This window comes from Gemmiger sp. (genome assembly GCF_036306485.1).
Taxonomy (GTDB): Bacteria; Bacillota; Clostridia; order Oscillospirales; family Ruminococcaceae; genus Gemmiger.
The window spans coordinates 53,030-72,762 of record NZ_JAXJZK010000058.1; the positions used below are offsets into that span (position 1 = coordinate 53,030).

The window sequence follows — 19,733 nt, forward strand, 5'->3', positions numbered from 1 at the left end:
CTTTACAGCGAGGCCAGTTCCCGGCGGCAGGCCGCACAGATGTGCTTGCCGCGGTACACCACGGTGTCGGCCGTCACTTCGCCGCACAGATCACAGCAGCCCGCCGGCCGGTATTTCCGCAGCAGGATGGTGTCATCCTCGGTAAAGATCTCCAGCGGCGTGTCCACGGTGATCCCAAACGCAAGGCGCAGTTCCTTGGGCAGCACAAAACGGCCCAGACTGTCAATATTGCGGATGATTCCGGTCGATTTCATACAGGCTATCTCCTTACATGCACCACGGTTCGCCAAAATATGGCGCGAAAGACCGCGAAGTAACTCAACTTCTTGTGGATAGTATACCTTTTTCTGCCAAAATTGTCAATATTTGGAAACGAAGATTTTACGATTTTTTGTTGTAGCCGTCATTCTGCAAAACCAACCCTGATTTCTGACACTCTGCGCGCTGCCTGGGCGGCGGGCAGAGTTTTTTGTAGGTTTACATCTTCGATACCTGCCCCCGCTATGCTGGAGTCGGAAAAAGGAAACCAGACCATCTTCAAGGAGGATTTTGCCATGCTGCATCCTTTCCGTTCTGCAAATCATCCGACCCGCAGGATTGTCGGGATCATCGCGGGGGTCGTCCTGCTGGCGGCGGTCGCCGCTGCCGTGATAGTGGGCACGGGCAGGAAAATCCCCAGTACCCCTCTCAAGCCGCTGGGCGCCTCTTCCCAGGAGGAAGCCCAGCCCTACACCGGCACGGTCCGGCTGCTGCTGGTGGGAACCGATACCGCGGACGACGGGAAAACCGCCTGCGCCGACAGCGTGCTCTACACCCTCTGGGACTGCGATGCCGGACGGCTGGAACTGCTCCAGATTCCCCGGGACCTGCTGCTGGAAGACGGCACGGTCATCCGCAATGCCACCCGGGAGGGGACACAGGCGGGCTGTGAGGCGCTCTGCGAGTCGGTGAGTGAGTTGCTGCAGATGCCGGTGGACGGCTATCTGGCGCTGGATCTGGGCGGCCTCGGGGATATTGTCGAGTATATCGGCGGCGTTGAGGTGGACATCCCCACCGAGCTGCGGATGCAGGATTCCTATCTGCCCGCCGGCCGGTTCCTGCTGGACCGGAATTCGGTGGATTTCCTGGTCCGGGTGCGCAAGGTGTATCCGGACGGCGACTTCGGCCGCCAGGCCATGCTGCGCCGGGTCTTTGCGGGGCTGCTGTCCTACGCCCGCAGCTGCACGGCAGCGGACGCCGTCAAGCTGATTCCCGCCATTGCCCCGTATCTCAAGACCAATCTGCAGGCCGAGACGCTGGTCCGTCTGGCCGCCAGCCTCGAGACGGTGGAGGCCGCCAATGTGACCTTCTCGTCGCCGAGCTGTTACTTCAGCGTGGTGGAAAACCAGAATGTCGTGAAGTGGGACCCCGAGATCATTGCGCCGCTGCTCAATCTGCGTTTCGGACAGAATCTGACGCCGGAGCAGCTGAATTACCCGGCTGTGGACAAGGAAAATGACGACTATCTGGAGGGCAGTGTGCAGAATCTTGCCGAACTGGGCTGATTCCGGCAGATCCTGCCGAAACAAGTTGGAAACGTTTGAATTGTAAACTAACAACCGGAAGATAAAACAGAAAGGATGGTGGACAGCCTTGGCTGTACAACAAAAGACACAACCGCCCCGCAGACGCAGCGCCGCGCGCCGCCGCCGGCGCCGACGCCAGCGGATCTGCCGCGGTCTGTTTCTTGCCTCCTTTCTGATCGTTGCGGCCTCGGTGCTCGTGGTGCTGCCCAAAATCGGCGTGCTGCCGGCCGGCGCCGAGGCACCCGCGTCACAGGATGCGCCCGCGATCCCCGCGGCCAGCAATCTGCCCATCATTGCGATCGACCCCGGCCATGGCGGCGTCGATCCCGGCAGCGAGGGCAGCGGCGTGTGGGAATATCAGATGACCTGGCAGACGGCCAACGATCTGGCCGATCTGCTGACGCAGGACGGGCGGTTTGCCCCGATTCTGACGCTGAGCGAATCCGAAAGCCAGGATTCTTCGGTCCCCCGCGTCGAGCCGGCCGAGCGTGCCGCCCGCGCCAACGATGCGGGCGCCGTGCTGCTCTTCTCGATCCACGGCAACGCCGACGCCAGCAGCACCACCGACGGATTTGAATGTTACCCCGTCACGCCGGGCCACAGCAACCACGAGGACAGTCTGCAGCTGGCCCAGCTGGTCGCCGCCGAGATCCAGAACGCCGGGGCCTCGCTGCGCGGGGAGAACGGTGTGCGCTACATATACTTCGGGTCAGGGGACGACCGCCTGGTCTTTGAGTCCAGCGACGAGAGCACCCACAGCGACCCCAGCTTCGGCATCCTGGAAGCCGCCGATTGCCCCGCCATTCTGGTCGAGCAGTGCTTCCTCACAAGCCCGTCGGACGCCGCTTCCTTCGCTTCGCAGGAAGGCTGCCAGCGCGCCGCACAGGCCTATTACAACGCGATCTGCGCCTGGTGGGAATCCACCATGGCCGGCGAATAAACCACAAAAAACCGCCCCTCCGTGCTGTGCACGGAGGGGCGGTCTGCTATTCAGGAATCAGGCGTCATCCTCGGCAAGGTTGCCCATCGCCTTGGCCTGCTCGATGACCTTGCTCTCCAGCATCTGGGGCAGGGTCTCGTAGCGGACAAAGTCAAAGGTGAACCAGCCGCGGCCCTGGGTCAGCTGCCGCAGGAAGGTGGTGAAGTCCTGCATCTCGCTCATGGGCACTTCGGCCTCCACAATCTGCTCGCCGTCGTCGTCGGGGTTCATGCCCAGAACACGGCCGCGGCGCTTGGTGACCTCGCCCATGATGTCGCCGGTATTCTCGGCGGGAACGTGGGCTTTCAGGGTACCGATGGGCTCCAGCAGAACGGGGCCGGCCTCGGGAATGGCGGCCTTGTAGCTCAGCTTGGCGGCCATGATGAAGGCCATTTCGCTGGAGTCAACGGGGTGATAGCTGCCGTCCAGCAGCGTGGCTTTCATGCCGACCATCGGGTAGCCGGCCAGAACGCCGTGCTGGGCCGCCTGACGCACGCCCTTTTCGACGGCGGGGAAGAAGTTCTTCGGCACACTGCCGCCGAACACGTTCTCCTCAAAGACGATGTCATCGCCCTCGATGGGCTCGAACTGAATCCAGACATCGCCGAACTGGCCGTGACCGCCGGTCTGCTTCTTGTGACGGCCCTGGGCCTTGCAGCTCTTGCGGATGGATTCGCGATAGGGAACACGCGGAACCTCCAGCGAAATCTCGACGCCGAACTTGTTCTTCAGCTTGGCCACCGCCACTTCGAGGTGCTGGGTGCCCAGACCGCTGATGATCTGCTGTTTGGTTTCGGGATCGACCACAAAGGTGATGGACGGATCTTCCTCCATCAGGCGGGACAGCGCGCCGGATACCTTGCCCTCATCGCCCTTCTTGGTGACCTTGACGGCCATACGGTAGCAGGCGACCGGGTAGGAGGGAGCGGGCAGCGACACAACGCGGCCCGGTGCGCAGAGCGTATCGCCGGTCTTGGCGGTGGCCAGCTTGGCGACCGCACCGATGTCACCGGCGCCGATGGCGGGGGTGTCGGTCTGCTTTTTGCCGCAGATGGTCAGCGTCTTGCCCAGGCGCTCAGGCTGACCGGTGCGCGCATTGACCACATTGGAGGTGGCGCTCAGCTTGCCGGCCAGCACCTTGATGAAGCTCAGCTTGCCCACGAAGGGGTCAGCCACCGTCTTGAAGACGTAAGCGCACAGCGGTCCGTCCTCCTCCACGGGGATCTCCACAGGATTGCCGTCCCCATCGACACCCACGGCCGTGGCCGAGGACGCGGCGGGCAGCAGCTCCTTGAGGTTGTACAGCAGCATATCCAGCGCCTGCAGGTTGACGGCGCTGCCACAGAAAACCGGCGTGATCTGGCCGCTGCGGACGCCCGCGGCCATGCCGGAAACAATCTCTTCGGTGGTGAAGGGCTCACCCTCAAAGAATTTTTCCATCAGGGCTTCGTCGGTCTCGGCGATGGCCTCATTCATGGCCTGGATCAGACCCTCGAAACGGTGGCCGATGTCGGGCATCTCGATCTGGATCTGCTTGCCGCTCTCGTATTTGAACGCCTTCTGGCTGAACAGGTTGATGTAGGCGATGGTTCCGTCATCCAGCCGCGCCGGCACAACGCAGGGGCAGATGGAGGGACCGAACTTGATCTTGAGCTGTTCAAGAATCTTGAAGTAGTCGGAATTTTCCAGGTCGGACTTGGTGACAAACACCATCCGGGCCTTGTTGTGGCGCAGTGCCAGCTTGTAGGCCTTTTCGGCGCCGACCGTCACGCCGGAACGGCCCGAAACGCAGATCAGCACGCTCTCGGCGGCCATGACGCCCTCGGCGGCACCGGTCTCAAAATCAAACAGGCCGGGAACGTCGATCAGGTTGTATTTGACGCCGTCCTTCTCCACCGGCACAACGCTGGAGTTCAGCGATGCTTTGCGGCGGGTTTCTTCGGGATCAAAATCGCTGGCGGTGGTGCCGTCTTCCACACGGCCCATACGCTCGGTGGCGCCGCTCATGTACAGCAGAGCTTCCACCAGGGTGGTCTTGCCGCAGCCCGCGTGGCCGGCGACAAGGATGTTGCGGATGTCCTTACTGGCGTATTCCATTGTCTTACAAACCTCTTTTCGCGCCGGGAAAAGCTCTCCCCGCCCGGCGAAGAATTTATGGCGCGGGCAGTGCCCGACGCTCAACATGATTCTACTGTACCACAGTTTTGGGATAAAATAAACAGTTTTTTTGAATTTATTTTGAAAAAAATGTGTATTTGATGGGTCAGATGCCGAAAAATCCTTTCAAACCCGGTCCAATCCTCACCGGTCCAGCCGCAGAACTGCCACCGTGATGTCGTCGCGGCGGTTCCCGGCGCGGCGTGCGGCGCTGGCGGCCACGATGTCGGCAATCTGCTGCGGGTCCTGTCCCAGGCTGGCGCTGAGCTTGAGCTGGTCGCACAGCCAGGCCGTGCCGTCGTGCAGCGCACCGTCCGACACCATCATCACGAGATCCCCCGCGTTGAGGGAGAAGGCACTGGACCGGCCGACAACACTCTCCAGCACGCCGATGGGCAGGCTGGCACCCTCCACCATCCGGACGTTGGTGTCCCGGCAGAGAAAGCTGGGTGCTGCCCCGGCCTTGTACAGCCCGGCCCGGCCGGTGTACAGATCGACGGTCAGCAGGTCCAGCGTGGCGCCGGATTCCTGGTCGGCGTTCTTGAGGCCCAGCGCCACATTGACCAGCCGGGCGGAACTCTCCGCCGTGAACCCGGCCCGCAGCAGCTGGGCGGTCAGCCGAGCGGCCATCCGCCCGTCCACGGCGGCCGGTTTGCCGGTGCCCATGCCGTCGCACAGCAGCATCTGGGCGCGGCCTGCCGTGTCGCAGAACTGGTCGCAGGCGTCGCCGCTGACGGTCTCGGGCGGGGCGGGCAGACTGGCCAGCCCGAACACGGCGCGGTAGAGGGGCCGCTCGCCGAACCGCAGCATCGTCACGGTGCGGCAGTGGGCCACCTCGGGCAGATCGAAATCCCGGCGGCAGATGCGGCTCATCTCGGTCGCCAGGGCACGGCATTCCTCCTGGCTGAAGGCGGTGCGCGGCACCGTGATGCAGGCCGTCACACGGCCCACCGCGTCGCCGGTCACCGAACATTCCAGCGGTTCCAGCCCAATGGAGGAGAACAGCTGCGCCGTCCGTGCCTCGCGCCGCGGGTCGGGCAGACCGGCCTGACCCAGCTGGGATGCCATCTGGGACAGGGCGGCGGCCATGGCGCTATACTGTTCGGTCAGCGCACCGCGCAGCAATTCGGCCCGGGCCCGGGTCTGGCGGCGGCTGCACCAGAGCTGGAACCCGTGGGTGACCACGGTGCAGAGGTCGGCGGGATGGATGCAGGCCGAAAGCTGGCCCGGCAGATCTTCCAACTCCACCCGGCCGTTGCTTTCCAGCGTGCCGCGCAGAGCGTACAGCCCGTCCATGGCCGTCGAATATCCCTGCACCCAGCAGACCGACCGCCGCGCACAGCCCTGGCACAGATGCTGCGCGGTGTACTCCGCCACAAAGTCATAGGTCTCGGCGCCGGGGGCGGCCTGACGTGCACAGACCGCCCGCACGGTGCGGGAAATATCGGAGAGCGTGTCCGCCACACCGGCCAGCCTGCGTGCGGCGCCGGTCAGGCTCTGGGCAGCGGCGGGTGGTGCCGGCGGCGGGAAAAACAGGTGCAGCAGCGGGTCGGGGCAGAGCAGAAAGAGCAGCGCCCCGCAGCCGGCGGCCAGTGCCAGCGTCAGCACCCCGGTCCAATCGGGGGCGGCCAGCGCTCCCAGCACGCAGCCCGCCGCAAACACGCCCGCCGAGCGGCCCCGTTCCCCGGGACAGAGCAGCGATGCGGCCAGGCCTCCCATGGCCACGGCCAGCGCCGCAAAACACAGTGTGGGGCTGGCGGCGGTGATTGCAGCCGCCAGCGCAATGCAGAGCACCGCGGTCTGTTCCAGGCTGCCCGCACACGCACAGCAGAGCACTGCAAAGGATGCGGCGGCCAGCCCCGGTGCAAATCCCGGCAGGGCAAGCCGCTGCAGACAGGCCGCGGCCATGGCCGACCACAGGCAGGCCCCGCGGGGCTTGGAGACCGGCATCTGCCGGATCGCATAGCCCAGCCCCGCGGCCAGCACGGCGGTGGAGAGCATGGCGGCGTTCCCGGCGGCGTCCACCGGCCCGGTCAGGCTGACCAGCGCCTGCTCCAGCAGCAGGGCCCCGCAGCCGGCCGCCGTGCCGGGCAGCAGACCGCTGCGGCCCATCCGCAGCCCCACAAACCGGCCGGTCAGGGCGGCAATGCAGGCGCCCACCAGTTTGAGACCGGTGTCAAGGGGCTGGAAGAACAGCGAACCGGCCAGACACCCCAAGGCGGCTGCCGGCAGCACGGTGTTGCCGCATCCCAGCAGAAACCCCAGCCCGAAGGGCACGGACCCGCCGCAGATCTGCCCGGCGGAGAGCAGCAGCCCGGCGCCGGCAGCGGCAAACTGCCAGGTCAGGGCGCGGTGCCCGGCACGCGGCAGCGCGCCGGCGGTATGTACGGGGCGGCTTGGGGCGCCGATGGGCGGCGCTTCGGTTTTTTTGGCGGATATCGGAATTCTGGACATCATGGTTCCCCCTCTCTGGCGATAAGCATACCGGGGAATCCGCGCAGTTTTTGCCGCAGGGCGCAGAAGGGGCAAGAAGACACAAAACAAACCAAAATCCAGCGTTCCGGCAACAAAAAACGTCCCGGTCCGGGGCGGAAACTCCGCCGGCGGACCGGGACGTCTTTTATACAGTGACCCATTGGGTCGTGAATCGCATGAAATACACCTTACAGATCGAGCAGGGCGTTGGCGACGAGCAGTTCGTCTTTGGTCATTTCGCGGTTCAGCTTCGTGAAGAAGAACATGAGTCAATCGCTCCTTTCTTTCGTTTGGAATGACTCTATTATAGTCCGCAAGGGAGAAAATACCATTGCATTTTGCACCGTGCCGTTGGCAACGCGCACCAAATGTGCTAGAATAAAGTCAGGTCTGAAATGCAAGGAGGGTTGACCATGCAGAGTGCACGAGAATTCTGTACCCCGCAGATGGAATTCCAGCTGCGGGAGACCGACTCCCCCGAGACGGTCTTTGCACCGCACTGCCATGACTGGTATGAGATCTATTGTTTTCTGGCCGGCCGGGCGGACTACCGGGTGGAAGGTGTGCTGTATTCCCTGCATCCCGGGGATGTCCTGATGCTCGAGCGGACCCGGTTCCACAGTGTGGAGGCGTTTGCGGCCGAAGGGGTATACCGGCGCGCGAACGTCCAATTTTCCCACGAGATGCTCCATCCCGAGGAGAAATGTCTGCTGCAGACCTTTACGGGACAGAAAATTCTCTATCCCGGCGCCTGGCATACCCTTGAAGGGATGTTTGCCGAGCTCGAAAAGGCTGCGGAACGGCCCGAAACCGTGCGGAATATTGCAATTCGCACCGAGATCGTCCGGATTTTGATAGAGCTTTTTGCAATGTCCGGGACCGCGGTAGGCCCCACGGCGGAGCAGGCGCGCATCCAGGAAGTGCTGCAATACATCAACGCCAACCTGACCCAGCCGCTGAATCTCGAGAATCTGGCCGAAAAGTTCTATATGAGCCGCAATACGCTGATCCGGCGCTTCAAGCAGGCCACCGGCAGCACGGTGGGGGATTATGTCCTGTACAAGCGGATGGCGCTTGCGCGGATTCTGCTCAAGTCGGGCCATCCGGCCGGCGTCGCGGCGCGGGAATGCGGGTTTTCGGATTACTCAACCTTCTACCGCAGCTACCGCAAGATCTACGGCCAGAGTCCCACCGATCCGGTGGATGGTGAACGGGAACCGGCGCTGACCACCTCGCTGGCGCCTACGCCGGAGGCTCTGTAACGGGCTCGGCGCACAGCACGCCGGTCTCGTCCAGGAGGGCGCCGCTCTCGCTGATGCGGTTCAGGCTGTCCAGCACCCCGGCGGCCTCCTCGCCGTCCAGCAGACGGGTCGTGCCGCCGGACTGCAGACAGGGCAGCACCTGGCAGGTAAAGTCCTCCGGACTGCGGACCGTCACGGTCAGCAGGGCGGTGGTGTCGGTGTCCATGTTGAACCAGAAGTTGCCCAGGCTGTAAAAGACCGGCACGTCGCCGCGCCAGCCGGCCCCCTGCAGGACATGGGGGTGGGACCCCACAATCAGGTCGGCACCGGCCTCGGCACAGGCGGTGGCCAGGTCCAGCTGGGCGGTTTCCAGAACCGTGCTCTCCTCGGTGCCCCAGTGCAGATAGGCCACCACAAAGTCGGCCTTGTCGGCGGCGGTGCGCAGCGCCTGCAGCAGGTCGCTGTCATCGTAGCAGTACAGAACGCCGGGACTGTCCTCGGTGGCCTGGGGCGTCAGGATATACTTTTCGGCACGGGTGGCGGCCACAAAGGCAAAGGTCATGCCGTTGGCCGTGAAATACTGGGCCTGGGCGGCCTCCTCCAGATTGCGGCCCGCCCCGAAGGTGGGCAGCCCCTCACTGTGCAGAATGTCCAGCGTGTCGGTCAGGGCATCCAGACCGTAGTCGCCGGCATGGTTGTTGGCCAGACAGAGCAGGTCCGCCCCGACCTCGTGCCAGTAGGCGGCGCTGGACGGCGAAGCCCGGAAGGTAAACTGCTTGCCGGCCAGCGGAGCGCCGCGGTCCGAGATGGAAAACTCGTTGTTGCAGACCAGCAGGTCGGCACCGCGCATCCGGGCCAGCAGATCCTCCGAAAAGTTTTCGGCAAAGGAACGGCCGCTGGCGGCAAAGTTCTCGACAATCGCCCAGTCATCCGCAAAATTCCAGTCCCCCGTAAAGGCCAGCGTCACCGCGTCGTCCGAGGCGGTCTCGACGGTGTGCCAGTTGTCCGGCATGGGCGTGGGTTCGGGTGTGGGCTGTGCCGTGGGGGCCGGGGTCGGTGCCTGTGTGGGGGCCGGCGTGGGCTCGGGCGGCGCGGCGGCCGTGCAGCCTGCGGTCAGCAGGGCGCCGGCCAGCAGCAGGGAAGTCCGCACCCCGGCACGGACGGGACGGCGGGCCATCTCACTGCGCGGACTTTTTGGAGTCCGCCTTTTTCTGGAACCGGTCGTTCTGGATGATGAAGCGCTCGTGCACGGCGTGACCCACCTCGCCGCAGTCATCGGACAGCACGGCCGAGAAGGTCAGCTTGCGGCCCTCCACGGCGGTCAGCTCGCAGTCGCAGCGCACCGTCATGCCCACCGGGGTGGGGGCGGTGTGGGCCAGGTTCAGATTGGTGCCTACCGTGCCGGAACCGGGTTCCAGCTCGGCGGCAACGCTCTGCCAGCAGGCCTTCTCCACCAGAGCAGCCAGCGCGGGCGTGGCAAATACGTTCAGTTCGCCGCTCCCCATGGCGGCGGCAGTGTTGTCGGCAGTGACGGTCACCGAAGCGGTGCCCTTGATTCCAGGATTCAGCATCATCGGAAACTCCTTTGTTGTAAAATCGGTGCACCGGAACAGTCCGGTACGCTCTGTCCCGATTATACACATTCCCGGCGGTTTTGGATAGCCCTTTTGCCGAAAAGATTCGTTGACGCCATGGTGGGGGAGGATTATAATAAAACTATGAATTATGACGCAAAAGCGCCCGAATAAAGGAGGTACTTTCATGGAAACGGCCGGAAAGATTGCCGTGCTGACGGATTCCTGCTGCGATCTGCCCCAGGAATATTTTAAAAAGTATCCGATTTTCTGCCTGCCGCTTGTGGTAACCTGCGGGGAGCGCACCTACCGGGACAACATCGACATCACGGTTGAGGAGGTCTATGACCGTCAGAAAACCGAGAATTTCAAGACCAGCCTGCCCCGGCTTCAGGATGTCAACGACACGCTGGACGCCATCGCCCGGCAGGGGTATACCCAGGTCATCTCGCTGACCATCGCGGAATGTCTGTCCGGTACCAACAACTTGATCCGGCTCGCCGCCCAACAGCGGGACGATCTGGATGTGGCGGTCTTTGACAGCAAGAGTGCCAGCCTGGGCGAGGGTGCGCTGGCCGTCCAGGTTGCGCAGTACGCCCAGCGCGGTGTGCCTTTCCACCGCCTCAAGCCGCTCACCGAACGGCTGGTCCGGGACAACCGCGTCTTTTTCTCTCTGGATACCCTGGAATACCTCAAGCGGGGCGGCCGCATCGGACGGGTGACGGCCATGGCGGGCAGCCTGCTGCAGATCAAGCCCATCCTGAGCTTTGACCCGGAGGACGGGGTTATCTCCTCGGTGGCCAAGGTGCGGGGACGCCGCGGCGTCCAGGAACGTCTGATCCGGCTGGTCACCGATCTGGCCGAACAGCATCCCGGCGAAAAATACAATCTCGTCGTCTGTGACGGCAATGTTCCCGAGGAGGGTGCGGCGCTCGAACAGGCCCTGACCGACGCGCTGCCCCGGGCGGGCCGCGTGATTCACGGCAAGATCGACGCCACCCTGGCCGTCCATCTCGGCCCCCATCTGCTGGGCGTGGGCATCCAGTTCCTCAAAAGCGAACTTCCGGGCTGATACAAAAAAATCCCCCCGCACGGTCTGCTCAACCGTGCGGGGGGATTTCGTTATGAGTTAACAGAGAAAGCCAAAAACTTACTCGATGGCGATCGCATGCGGGTCATCGCTCTGCTTGACGTACTTGGGGAGCATGATGCAGAGCACGCCGTTGTTGTAGGAAGCATGGATCTTGTTGGTATCCACACCGGTCACATCGAAGCTGCGGGTGTAGCTGCCGTAGTTGCGTTCGCAGCGCAGGTAGCTGCCCTTCTTGTCCTGATCCTCAAAGTCGCTGTGACGCTCGGCCTTGATGGTCAGCATGTTGTCGTTCAGGCTCAGCGAGATGTCCTCCTTCTTAAAGCCGGGCAGGTCGCACTCCATCTGATAGGCGTCGCCGGTATCACGGATATCGGTCTTGAACTCCGCCAGGCCGTTGTCACCGAAGAAGGAACGGTTGATATCCTCAAAGTCACGGAACGGATTATAACGACGATCAATCAGCATAGCCATAAGTCATATCTCCTTTTATTTAAAACATGTTGAAATCTGAAGTATCTGTCTCGGGAAGCGGCACCCTTGGGGGCGGTGCCTTTCTGTTTCCCTTTGACAATTCTAAAGATACACCCCATTTATGAACAAAGTATGAACTGAATGTGAATTTTTAGCAGTCTTTTGAGTAGAGTGCTAAAAATAATAAAATAAAGCGTTTCAACGATCAATAATTTTCAAGAAAACCCGAAACAATTTCTGGCATCCGGTTGACACACCTGCGCAGCCGGGGCCGCCGGTTGCAATTCGGGGTGGAGCATGATACAGTTATACCAATCGTTCGACAAGACGGACTACAAACGACAGGGAGGAAATATGGCAGAACTCGGCAGACTTCTCAAAAAGATATTGGGCAAGCTGCTCAGCCGCGTGGTCATCACCATGACGCTGCTGATCCTGCAGGCGGTCTGGTTGGTGGTGATGCTGGTCTATCTGGCGGACTATATGCGCGGGATCAGCCTTGCGATGGTGGCCGTCAGCGTCATCATGTGTGCCGCACTGATCCGGCAGGATTCCACGGTGCCGGAGTTCAAGATCAGCTGGATGGTCCTGTTCATGGTCATGCCGGTGCAGGGCGGTCTGCTGTATATCCTGTGGGGCGACAAGCGCCCGGCCATCCGGCTGCGCAAAAAGCTGGAGTGGGCCGCCGGGCAGATCCGGCCGCTGATCCGCAGGGACCCCGCCGCCCAGCAGCGGCTGGAACGGTCCGCGCCGCGGGCAGGGCGCACAGCGGCCTATCTGCGGGATTACGCCGATTATCCGGTGTACGGCGGCACCGATGTGCGGTATTATTCCTCGGGCGAGGCGGTCTATGCCGACCTGATTCCGGCCCTGGAGAGCGCCCGCAAATTCATCTTTGTGGAATTCTTCATCATTTCCAAGGGGGAAATGTGGGACAGCGTCCATGCAGTGCTGCGCCGCAAAGCCGCGGAAGGGGTGGATGTCCGCCTGATCTACGACGATGTGGGCTGTGCCCCCGGCCTGCCCGCCGGCTACTGGAAAACGCTTGAGGCGGAGGGCATCCGCGCCGTGCCGTTCAATCCGTTTGTGCCGATCCTCAACCTGGTGATGAACAGCCGGGACCACCGCAAGATCGTTGTGGTGGACGGCCGGCTGGCCTTTACGGGCGGCTTCAATCTGGCCGATGAGTATATCAACCGCAAGCCGCGCTTCGGACACTGGCGGGACACGGCGATCCGTCTGGACGGACCCGGCGCCTGGGGCTTCGTGACGATGTTCCTGCGCCTGTGGGCCAGCCAGCGCCCCGACGATGCCGGTCTGGACGGCGTCGATCCCCGGCAGGACTTTGCCGCACCCCATGCCACGGTGGGCCTGGTCCAGCCGTACAGCGACAATCCTGTGGACAACGAGACTGTTGCCAAGAATGTCTATCTGGAACTCATCGATCAGGCCCAGCAGAGCCTGTGGATCACCACGCCCTACCTGATCCTCGACAATACCATCCTGTCCGCCCTTTGTCTGGCGGCCAAGCGGGGCGTGGATGTCCGGATCTACACGCCGGGCATTCCCGACAAGAAGATCATCTACCAGCTGACCAAAAGCTATTTCGCTCCGCTGATCCGCAGCGGTGTCAAGATCTTCACCTACACGCCGGGATTCCTCCACGCCAAGACCTGGCTGGTGGATGGCCGGATCGGCGCTGTCGGGGCCATCAATCTGGACTACCGCAGCCTGTACCTGCATTTCGAGTGCTCGGTGCTGCTCTACGGCTGCCCGGCGCTCGCTGATGTGGCCGCCGACCTGCTGGACATCGAGCGGGTCAGCCACCGCGTCGCACTGCGGGAATGCCGCACCAGCGCCGTGGGCAACATGATTTCCGCTGCGCTGCGGCTGCTTGCCCCGCTGTGCTGATTCTCTGATCTTTTCCGGTCTGCCTCCCGTTCGGGGGTGCAGGCCTTTTTTTATAGGACGGTCCTTCGGGGCCGTCTTTTTTTGTTCGGGGGACAAAACCGGCTCCCTGGTATCATCCCGCCCCGAAACCGTTGACACCGCCCGTTCGCCGGGCTAGAATACCCTCAAACGCAATAGCTCGGAAAACCGAGAATGACAGAGAGGAGGGGGGCTCGTTTGCAGCAGATCACACCGGACCATGTCCTGGAAGAACTGGCGGGCATTGCGTTTGCCGACCTGACGGCGGAGCCGCCGCCCCCCATCAAGGTGGCCGACAAACTCCGGGCCCTCGAGATGATATACAAGTATCTCGGGATGGGGGATGGAGCGGCCGCGGACGAGGGGGTCACCCTGGTGGATGAAGCACCCTGGAAGGAGGAAGGTTCATGCGGGTGAAAATCCGGGAGCTGATCGCACCGGTGTTCTGGCCGGTCCATCGGGCGGTGCGCCGGGGCACGGTGCAGGAGGTGGTGGCCCTGGGTGGGCGCGGCAGCGGCAAATCCAGCTATATCAGCCTGGAACTGATCCTGCAGCTGCTGCGCCACCCCGACACCCACGCCATCGTGCTGCGCAAGGTCGGCGGCACGCTGCGGACCAGCGTGTATGCGCAGATCGGCTGGGCCATCGGGCAGCTGGGGCTGTCCAGCCGGTTCCGCTGTACGGTCAGCCCGATGGAGTGCACCTATCTGCCCACCGGGCAGAAGATCCTCTTTTTCGGCGCCGATGACCCCGGCAAGCTCAAGAGCGTCAAGGTGCCTTTCGGGTCGATCGGTCTGGCCTGGTTCGAGGAACTGGACCAGTTCGACGGACCCGAGGAAATCCGCAGCGTTGAACAGAGTGTCTTCCGGGGCGGGAGCTTCACCCTCGCGTTCAAGAGCTTCAATCCTCCGGCTATGGGCCGGGCCTGGGTCAACGGCTATGCGCTGGAACAGCGGGCCGGCAAACTGGTGCACCGGTCGAGTTACCGGGACTTGCCGCCCGAATGGCTGGGCCCCCGCTTTCTGGCGGATGCCGACCATCTGCGCCGGGTCAATCCGCTGGCTTACCGGCACGAGTACCTCGGCGAGGTGGTGGGCAGCGGCGCGGCGGTGTTTGCCAACCTGCAGCTGCGGCCCATCCCGCGGGAGGAATCCGATGCCTTCGACCGCATCCGGTACGGTGTGGACTGGGGCTGGTACCCCGACCCCTGGGCCTACAATGCCGTCTGGTACGATGCGGCGCGGCGGACCCTCTACATCTTTGATGAGCTGACCCGGCGGCGCACGTCCAACCGGGACACCGCACGGCTGCTGCTGGACCGGGGCGTGGGGGCGCCGCTGACCGCGGATTCCGCCGAGCCCAAGAGCTGTGCGGATTACCGGGCGGCCGGCCTGCCCTGCCGGGCGGCGCTCAAAGGCCCCAACAGCGTCACCGAGAGCATGAAATGGCTGCAAAGCCTGACGGCCATCGTCATTGATCCCGAGCGCTGCCCCGATACGGCCAAGGAATTTTCAGGCTATGAGTACGAACGTGACCCCCGCACCGGCGACGTGCTGCCGGGCTATCCCGACGTGGACAACCATCACATTGACGCCGTGCGCTATGCGGTGGAGGGCGTCTGGCGGCGCCGGGGGACCTGAAAGGAGTGGTTGATTGAAAAGTTATCTCGAACAGGCGTTCGGCCGCAGGGATGTGACCTCGTCGCGGATGCAGGCCGCCATCCGGGAATGGATGGCCCTGTATTTCGGTGACCCGGTCCCCGGAGAGACGCCGGAGGACCGTCTGGCGGTCCTCATCGTCAACAAGCTCTGCCGGGCGGTCTTTTCGGAATACGAGAGCCGCCTGCGGGAGCCGGCGTCCCGGCTCGGCCCGGCGCTCGATGCGCTCAACGCCGTCCGGGCCCAGGCGATGCAGTATGCGCTGGTGGGCGGGGAATGTCTGCTCAAACCGGTGCCCACCGCAGCGGGGTTTGACTTTCTGCCCATCCGCCGGGACTGCTACGCCCCGCTGGACCGCGATGCCCACGGCACACTGCAGGCGGTGGGAACGATGCAGCAGCTCGGCAGGCATCTGCTGCTGGAACGCCGCACCGCCGGTCCGGACGGGCTGACCATCGAAACCCGGCTGTTTGAGCGGGCGGGGGAGATCCTCGGGCGGGAGGTGCCGCTGGATACGCTGCCCCAGACGGCACAGCTGCAGCCCCGGCTGCTGCTGCCCGGCGTGCAGGGCGTCGGCCTGGCGGTGCTGCGGACCCCGCTGCTCAACTGTGTGGACGGCGGCCCCGATGCCGTGGCGGTCTTTGCCCCGGCGGTGGGGCTGATTCACAGCCTGGGACGGCTGGAACACCAGCTGCACCGCGAGTTTGAGAACGGCGCCTCCCGGGTGTTCGCCTCGGAGGACCTGATGCGGCAGGACACCTTCGGGCGGCGGGTTCTGGCCGACGATCTGTTTGTGGGGCTGCCCGACGATCCCGCCAACGTCGGACTGACGGTTTACAGCCCGGCCTTGCGGGTGGACCAGTTCATGACCCGCAAGCAGGACCTGCTGCGCAGCTGCGAAAGCCTGCTGGGCTTCAAGCGGGGCATCCTCAGCGAGGTGGAGGCCGCCGAGCGCACCGCGACCGAGATCACCTCCAGCGAGGGAGATTACAACCTGACCGTGCAGGATTTCCAGACCATGTGGGGCGATGGGCTGCGCAGCGCCCTGACCCTCTGCGATACGCTGGGCAGGGTGTACGGCAAGGCGGACGGTGCGCCGTTTGATCCGTCGGGTGACCTGGTGGTGGACTGGGGGGACGGTGTGCTGTTTGACCGCACCCGCACCTGGAACGAATACCGGGAGATGACCCAGGCGGGACTGCTGCGCCCCGAACTGGCGCTGGCCTGGTACTTTGACCTGCCCCACGAGACCGAAGCCGACCTGGCGGCGATCCGCAGACGGTATCTGCCCGCCGGCAGCCAGACCTGACGAAAGGAGGTGACAAGATGGAACAGAACAACCCCACCCAGGAGCCCGGCGCGGCGCCCGCCCCCTATGCGGCGGGAACCGGCAGCGCCCCGATGCTGCCGGGCCGCGAGGCACTCGACAGGATGAGCTACCGGGAACGGCTGGCGCTCAAGCGTGCCGATCCCGCGGCGTATGAACAGATGCGCCGCGGCTGAACGCCCGGAACCCGACATTCATGTAAAAGAAGGAGATATGAAGAATGGCTGATACCTACACCAAAATTTCCGACCTGATTGATCCCGAAGTGATGGGCGACGTGGTTTCCGCCCGCATTCCCAACAAGCTGCGGGTGGCGCCCTTTGCCAAGGTGGATGACACCCTGGCCGGCGTTCCCGGCGATACCATCACGGTGCCCGCCTACGCCTACATCGGCGATGCCGCCGACGTTGCCGAAGGGGAGGCCGTGAGCATCGAGAAAATGACCACCTCGGTGCGCCGCGCCACCGTCAAGAAAGCCATGAAGGGCATCGGTCTGACCGACGAAGCGGTGCTGTCCGGCTACGGCAACCCGGTCGGTGAGGCCAACACCCAGCTGGCCATGGCCATCGCCGCCAAGATCGACAATGACTGCATGGAGGTGCTGCAGGGCGCATCCCTCTGCTTCAACAGTCCCGACAACCCGCTGAGCTACACCGGCCTCGTGGATGCGCTGGACCTGTTTGAGGAGGAACAGGGCACCGACAAGGTGATCTTTGTGCACCCCAAGCAGCTGACCGCGCTGCGCAAGTCCGAGGACTTCCTCAGCGCCGACAAATACCAGTCGGGGGTGATGGTCTCGGGCGAGATCGGCATGATCGCGGGCTGCCGCGTCGTGCCCAGCAAGAAGGTCCCTCTGCAGGAAAGCTGGTACAAGCCGGACGATGCCGGCTCGGTGACGGTGAATTCCGGCAATCTCGAGGAGGTGCGCAAGACGCTGCCCGGCGCCAAGGAAAACGACAAGGTCACCAAGGTGGACACGCCCTGCTATTTCTGCCCCATCGTCAAGCTGGAATCTGATCCCGAGACCGAGGACGCCCTGCCGGCCCTGACCATCTATCGCAAGCGCCAGGTCAATGTCGAGACCGAGCGCAAACCCAAGATCCGCACCACCGAGATCACCGCCGACGAGTTCTATGTGGCGGTGCTCTCCAATGAGGCCAAGGTGGTGCTGGGCAAGTTCAAGGCCTGAAGGAGGTGCCGCCCTTGCCGGACTACGCATTCTACACCGACGAGTATCTGGGGGAAGACCTCCCCCGGGAGGTGTTTGACCATTATCTGCGCCGTGCCTCCGATCTGCTGGAGCGGTACCGCGATGTCTTCCATCTGACCCCGCGGGAGGGACTGATCCGTCCCGAGGATTGTGCCCTGTGCGCCATTGCCGAGGCCATGTATGCCTTCGACCAGGAGGACAGCCGCCGCGGGTTTGCTTCGGTCAGCGTGGGCAGTGTCACCGAAACCTACACCGCCCCGCCGGAACTCTGTTCCACCACGCTGGCGCTGCGGGAGCGGTACTACCGCGCCCTGGCCGCCCGCTACCTGGGCCTGGGCCGCTATGTCTGCCGGGAGGACTATTATGCGGTCTGACGCCGGGGTGCATCTGCCGGACTACCGGCTCTGCCGGCAGACCGTCACCCTCTATCACGCGGACCACACGGCCCGGACCGTCACCCGCACGGTATTGCACGGCGTGTTTCTGGACCACCGCCGGCGGGAGGTGGTCCTCGAATCCGGCAGTGAGGCCGGCAGCGCCTTCCTGCTGGTCATTCCCGAGACATCGGCCCGCCGCGGCAGCGACTATACCCTGCAGGTCCATGACCGCGTTCTGGAAGGCGAGGGCCCCGATGTGGCCTACGACGACTGGAACAAATTCCTGCCCGGCCTGGTCGAGGGGCTGGTCAGCGTGCAGTACCTGGACCCCAAGCAGATCGGCGGGGTGCCCTGCCACCTGGAAGCGGGCGGATGGTGGACCCATTCGGGCAGCGGCGCTCACAGCCTGAGCAATTAAAAAGGAGGAACCCATGACCGAACAGGCATTGGAACGGCTGCTGGACTGGCTGCGCACCGCCCCCGCTCTGGCGGATCTGCCGCTGGGGGTGGATGATCTGTCGGCCGTCGGCGAGTCGGCCGGCGCGTTCCCGCTGGGCGTCGAAACGCTGAGCCGGCGGGAAAACCTTCTGGGTCAGGTCACGCTGCGCTGCCGTACCCGCTGCACCCTGCGGCTCATCCTGCCCCTTGCCCCCGGGGATGCGGGGCAGGGGACCCGCAACGCGGGACGGCTGCTCGAACTGCAGGACTGGGTGGCGCAGCAGAGCGCGGCAGGCCTGGCCCCGACCTTTGGCAACATCGACAGCACCGCCGAGCGGATGGCGGCTTCCTCCGGACGGCTCGAACGCCGCAGCGATGAGGGAACGGCCGTCTACACAGTGGAACTGACAGCGGAATACACGCTGTTTCTGGATCGGAAGAAAGGAGAACCCGAGACATGAAGATTGAACGCAAATATATGGCACATTTCCTCAATGCCGACATCGGCGGCGCAGGGGGCGCCGGGGAGTATGTCCGCCTGGGCAAGGACCTCGAGGAATATTCCCCCGAACTGTCCGCCAATGTGGAAAAGAAGAACAACATTCTGGGGCAGACCAGCGTCGTCATTGACAGCTACCAGAAGCAGGGCGAGGTCACGCCCTACTACGCCGAGAAGGATGACCCGCTGTTTGAAAAGCTGCAGGCCATTCTGGACGGAGACCTGCTGCTGGACAGCCTCAAGACCGACATCGTGGAGGTCAAACTCTGGGGCGACGAGCAGGGCAGCAGCTATCCCGCCGTCAAGGAGGAGTGCTACATCGAGATCGTCAGCTACGGCGGCGACACGACCGGCTACCAGATCCCCTTCAATATCCATTACACCGGCGTCAAGACGCAGGGCACCTTCGACATCTCTACCAAAACCTTCAGTGAGGGGGCCTGATCATGCGTCTGGCAACGCAGGAAGTTCTTTTTGCCTGGCCGCTGGCCCTGCATGTCCTGACCGCCGGCTGGCTTTACAGCGACGGCAGCACCCACAGCGCCATTGATCTGCGCGCCGCAGTCGGAACGCCGGTCTACGCGGCGGAGGACGGCACCGTGGAGCAGACCCAGGACTGGGACGGCCACACCAAGACCGGGATGCAGAGCTACGGCATCATGTGCCGCATCCGCCATGCCGACTATCAGGGCGGGGCACTCTCCACCCGGTATGCCCATCTTTCCAGACTCTGCGTCCAG

General features: G+C 63.5%; 22 protein-coding genes. 15 read left to right on the forward strand and 7 right to left on the reverse strand.

The genetic code is table 11. From position 1 onward, the window contains the following. Window positions 1-2: 2 nt before the first annotated feature. Window positions 3-254 (reverse strand): AbrB/MazE/SpoVT family DNA-binding domain-containing protein, encoded by a 252-nt coding sequence (locus tag U0L91_RS12405; RefSeq protein ID WP_330047378.1) that lies wholly within the window; start codon window positions 252-254, stop codon window positions 3-5. 149 nt (window positions 255-403) lie between these two features. Further along, entirely contained in the window at window positions 404-556 is a 153-nt protein-coding gene (locus U0L91_RS12410) for a hypothetical protein (RefSeq protein ID WP_330047380.1), read from the reverse strand. Between U0L91_RS12410 and U0L91_RS12415 the strand changes: the two genes are divergently transcribed. After that, window positions 555-1,544 (forward strand): LCP family protein, encoded by a 990-nt coding sequence (locus U0L91_RS12415; RefSeq protein WP_330047382.1) that lies wholly within the window; start codon window positions 555-557, stop codon window positions 1,542-1,544. The genes U0L91_RS12410 and U0L91_RS12415 overlap by 2 nt on opposite strands. 88 nt (window positions 1,545-1,632) lie before the next feature. Then, on the forward strand, window positions 1,633-2,505 hold the full coding sequence (locus U0L91_RS12420; RefSeq protein ID WP_330047384.1) for an N-acetylmuramoyl-L-alanine amidase family protein: 873 nt from the start codon (window positions 1,633-1,635) through the stop codon (window positions 2,503-2,505). Between the two features lie 57 nt (window positions 2,506-2,562). Here U0L91_RS12420 and U0L91_RS12425 read toward each other — a convergent pair whose 3' ends face one another. Continuing rightward, window positions 2,563-4,641 carry an elongation factor G gene (locus U0L91_RS12425; protein WP_330047386.1) on the reverse strand — a complete coding sequence of 693 codons (2,079 nt, stop codon included), beginning with the start codon at window positions 4,639-4,641 and terminating at the stop codon, window positions 2,563-2,565. A 204-nt stretch (window positions 4,642-4,845) separates the two neighbouring features. After that, window positions 4,846-7,158: a SpoIIE family protein phosphatase gene (locus tag U0L91_RS12430; RefSeq protein ID WP_330047387.1), complete on the reverse strand. Its 2,313-nt coding sequence runs from the start codon at window positions 7,156-7,158 to the stop codon at window positions 4,846-4,848. 431 nt (window positions 7,159-7,589) lie between these two features. Here U0L91_RS12430 and U0L91_RS12435 point away from each other — a divergent pair, with 431 nt between their 5' ends. Continuing rightward, the gene (locus U0L91_RS12435; RefSeq protein WP_330047389.1) at window positions 7,590-8,438 is read left to right on the forward strand and encodes an AraC family transcriptional regulator; all 849 of its coding nucleotides are present in this window, start codon (window positions 7,590-7,592) and stop codon (window positions 8,436-8,438) included. On the opposite strand, the gene U0L91_RS12440 is transcribed toward U0L91_RS12435, so the two are convergent. Together U0L91_RS12440 and U0L91_RS12445 are read right to left on the reverse strand one after the other, a co-directional pair. Further along, the gene (locus U0L91_RS12440) at window positions 8,419-9,594 is read right to left on the reverse strand and encodes a CapA family protein (protein ID WP_330047391.1); all 1,176 of its coding nucleotides are present in this window, start codon (window positions 9,592-9,594) and stop codon (window positions 8,419-8,421) included. The two genes, U0L91_RS12435 and U0L91_RS12440, sit on opposite strands and share 20 nt — an antisense overlap. Window position 9,595: 1 nt before the next feature. After that, complete coding sequence (locus U0L91_RS12445) at window positions 9,596-9,988, reverse strand: thioesterase family protein (protein ID WP_330047393.1); 393 nt, start codon at window positions 9,986-9,988, stop codon at window positions 9,596-9,598. 190 nt (window positions 9,989-10,178) lie between these two features. On the opposite strand from U0L91_RS12445, the gene U0L91_RS12450 reads away from it, so the two are divergent. Next, entirely contained in the window at window positions 10,179-11,063 is an 885-nt protein-coding gene (locus U0L91_RS12450; protein ID WP_330047394.1) for a DegV family protein, read from the forward strand. 78 nt (window positions 11,064-11,141) lie between these two features. Here U0L91_RS12450 and U0L91_RS12455 read toward each other — a convergent pair whose 3' ends face one another. Then, window positions 11,142-11,555 carry an Hsp20/alpha crystallin family protein gene (locus U0L91_RS12455; RefSeq protein ID WP_330047396.1) on the reverse strand — a complete coding sequence of 138 codons (414 nt, stop codon included), beginning with the start codon at window positions 11,553-11,555 and terminating at the stop codon, window positions 11,142-11,144. Between the two features lie 354 nt (window positions 11,556-11,909). On the opposite strand from U0L91_RS12455, the gene cls reads away from it, so the two are divergent. The 11 genes from cls to U0L91_RS12510 form a co-directional block, all read left to right on the forward strand. Then, window positions 11,910-13,466, forward strand: coding sequence for a cardiolipin synthase (gene cls, locus U0L91_RS12460; protein ID WP_330047398.1), 1,557 nt, complete (start codon window positions 11,910-11,912; stop codon window positions 13,464-13,466). Between the two features lie 216 nt (window positions 13,467-13,682). Then, window positions 13,683-13,901 (forward strand): terminase small subunit, encoded by a 219-nt coding sequence (locus tag U0L91_RS12465; RefSeq protein WP_330047399.1) that lies wholly within the window; start codon window positions 13,683-13,685, stop codon window positions 13,899-13,901. Then, window positions 13,892-15,124 (forward strand): PBSX family phage terminase large subunit, encoded by a 1,233-nt coding sequence (locus tag U0L91_RS12470; RefSeq protein ID WP_330047401.1) that lies wholly within the window; start codon window positions 13,892-13,894, stop codon window positions 15,122-15,124. Before U0L91_RS12465 ends, U0L91_RS12470 begins: the two co-directional genes overlap by 10 nt. A 13-nt stretch (window positions 15,125-15,137) precedes the next feature. Then, the gene (locus U0L91_RS12475) at window positions 15,138-16,451 is read left to right on the forward strand and encodes a hypothetical protein (RefSeq protein ID WP_330047403.1); all 1,314 of its coding nucleotides are present in this window, start codon (window positions 15,138-15,140) and stop codon (window positions 16,449-16,451) included. A gap of 17 nt (window positions 16,452-16,468) precedes the next feature. Beyond that, window positions 16,469-16,645: a hypothetical protein gene (locus U0L91_RS12480; RefSeq protein ID WP_330047405.1), complete on the forward strand. Its 177-nt coding sequence runs from the start codon at window positions 16,469-16,471 to the stop codon at window positions 16,643-16,645. Between the two features lie 44 nt (window positions 16,646-16,689). Continuing rightward, a complete protein-coding gene (locus U0L91_RS12485; protein ID WP_330047407.1) occupies window positions 16,690-17,658 on the forward strand; it encodes a N4-gp56 family major capsid protein in 969 nt (322 codons plus the stop codon). Window positions 17,659-17,672: 14 nt separating this feature from the next. Further along, window positions 17,673-18,053, forward strand: coding sequence for a head-tail connector protein (locus U0L91_RS12490; protein ID WP_330047409.1), 381 nt, complete (start codon window positions 17,673-17,675; stop codon window positions 18,051-18,053). Beyond that, the gene (locus tag U0L91_RS12495; protein WP_330047411.1) at window positions 18,043-18,474 is read left to right on the forward strand and encodes a hypothetical protein; all 432 of its coding nucleotides are present in this window, start codon (window positions 18,043-18,045) and stop codon (window positions 18,472-18,474) included. Before U0L91_RS12490 ends, U0L91_RS12495 begins: the two co-directional genes overlap by 11 nt. A 13-nt stretch (window positions 18,475-18,487) precedes the next feature. Next, the gene (locus U0L91_RS12500) at window positions 18,488-18,955 is read left to right on the forward strand and encodes a hypothetical protein (RefSeq protein WP_330047413.1); all 468 of its coding nucleotides are present in this window, start codon (window positions 18,488-18,490) and stop codon (window positions 18,953-18,955) included. After that, window positions 18,952-19,437: a hypothetical protein gene (locus U0L91_RS12505; protein ID WP_330047415.1), complete on the forward strand. Its 486-nt coding sequence runs from the start codon at window positions 18,952-18,954 to the stop codon at window positions 19,435-19,437. The genes U0L91_RS12500 and U0L91_RS12505 overlap by 4 nt, the downstream gene beginning before the upstream one ends. Window positions 19,438-19,439: 2 nt before the next feature. After that, a partial coding sequence (locus U0L91_RS12510; protein WP_330047417.1) for a M23 family metallopeptidase occupies window positions 19,440-19,733 on the forward strand: 294 nt, incomplete at its 3' end.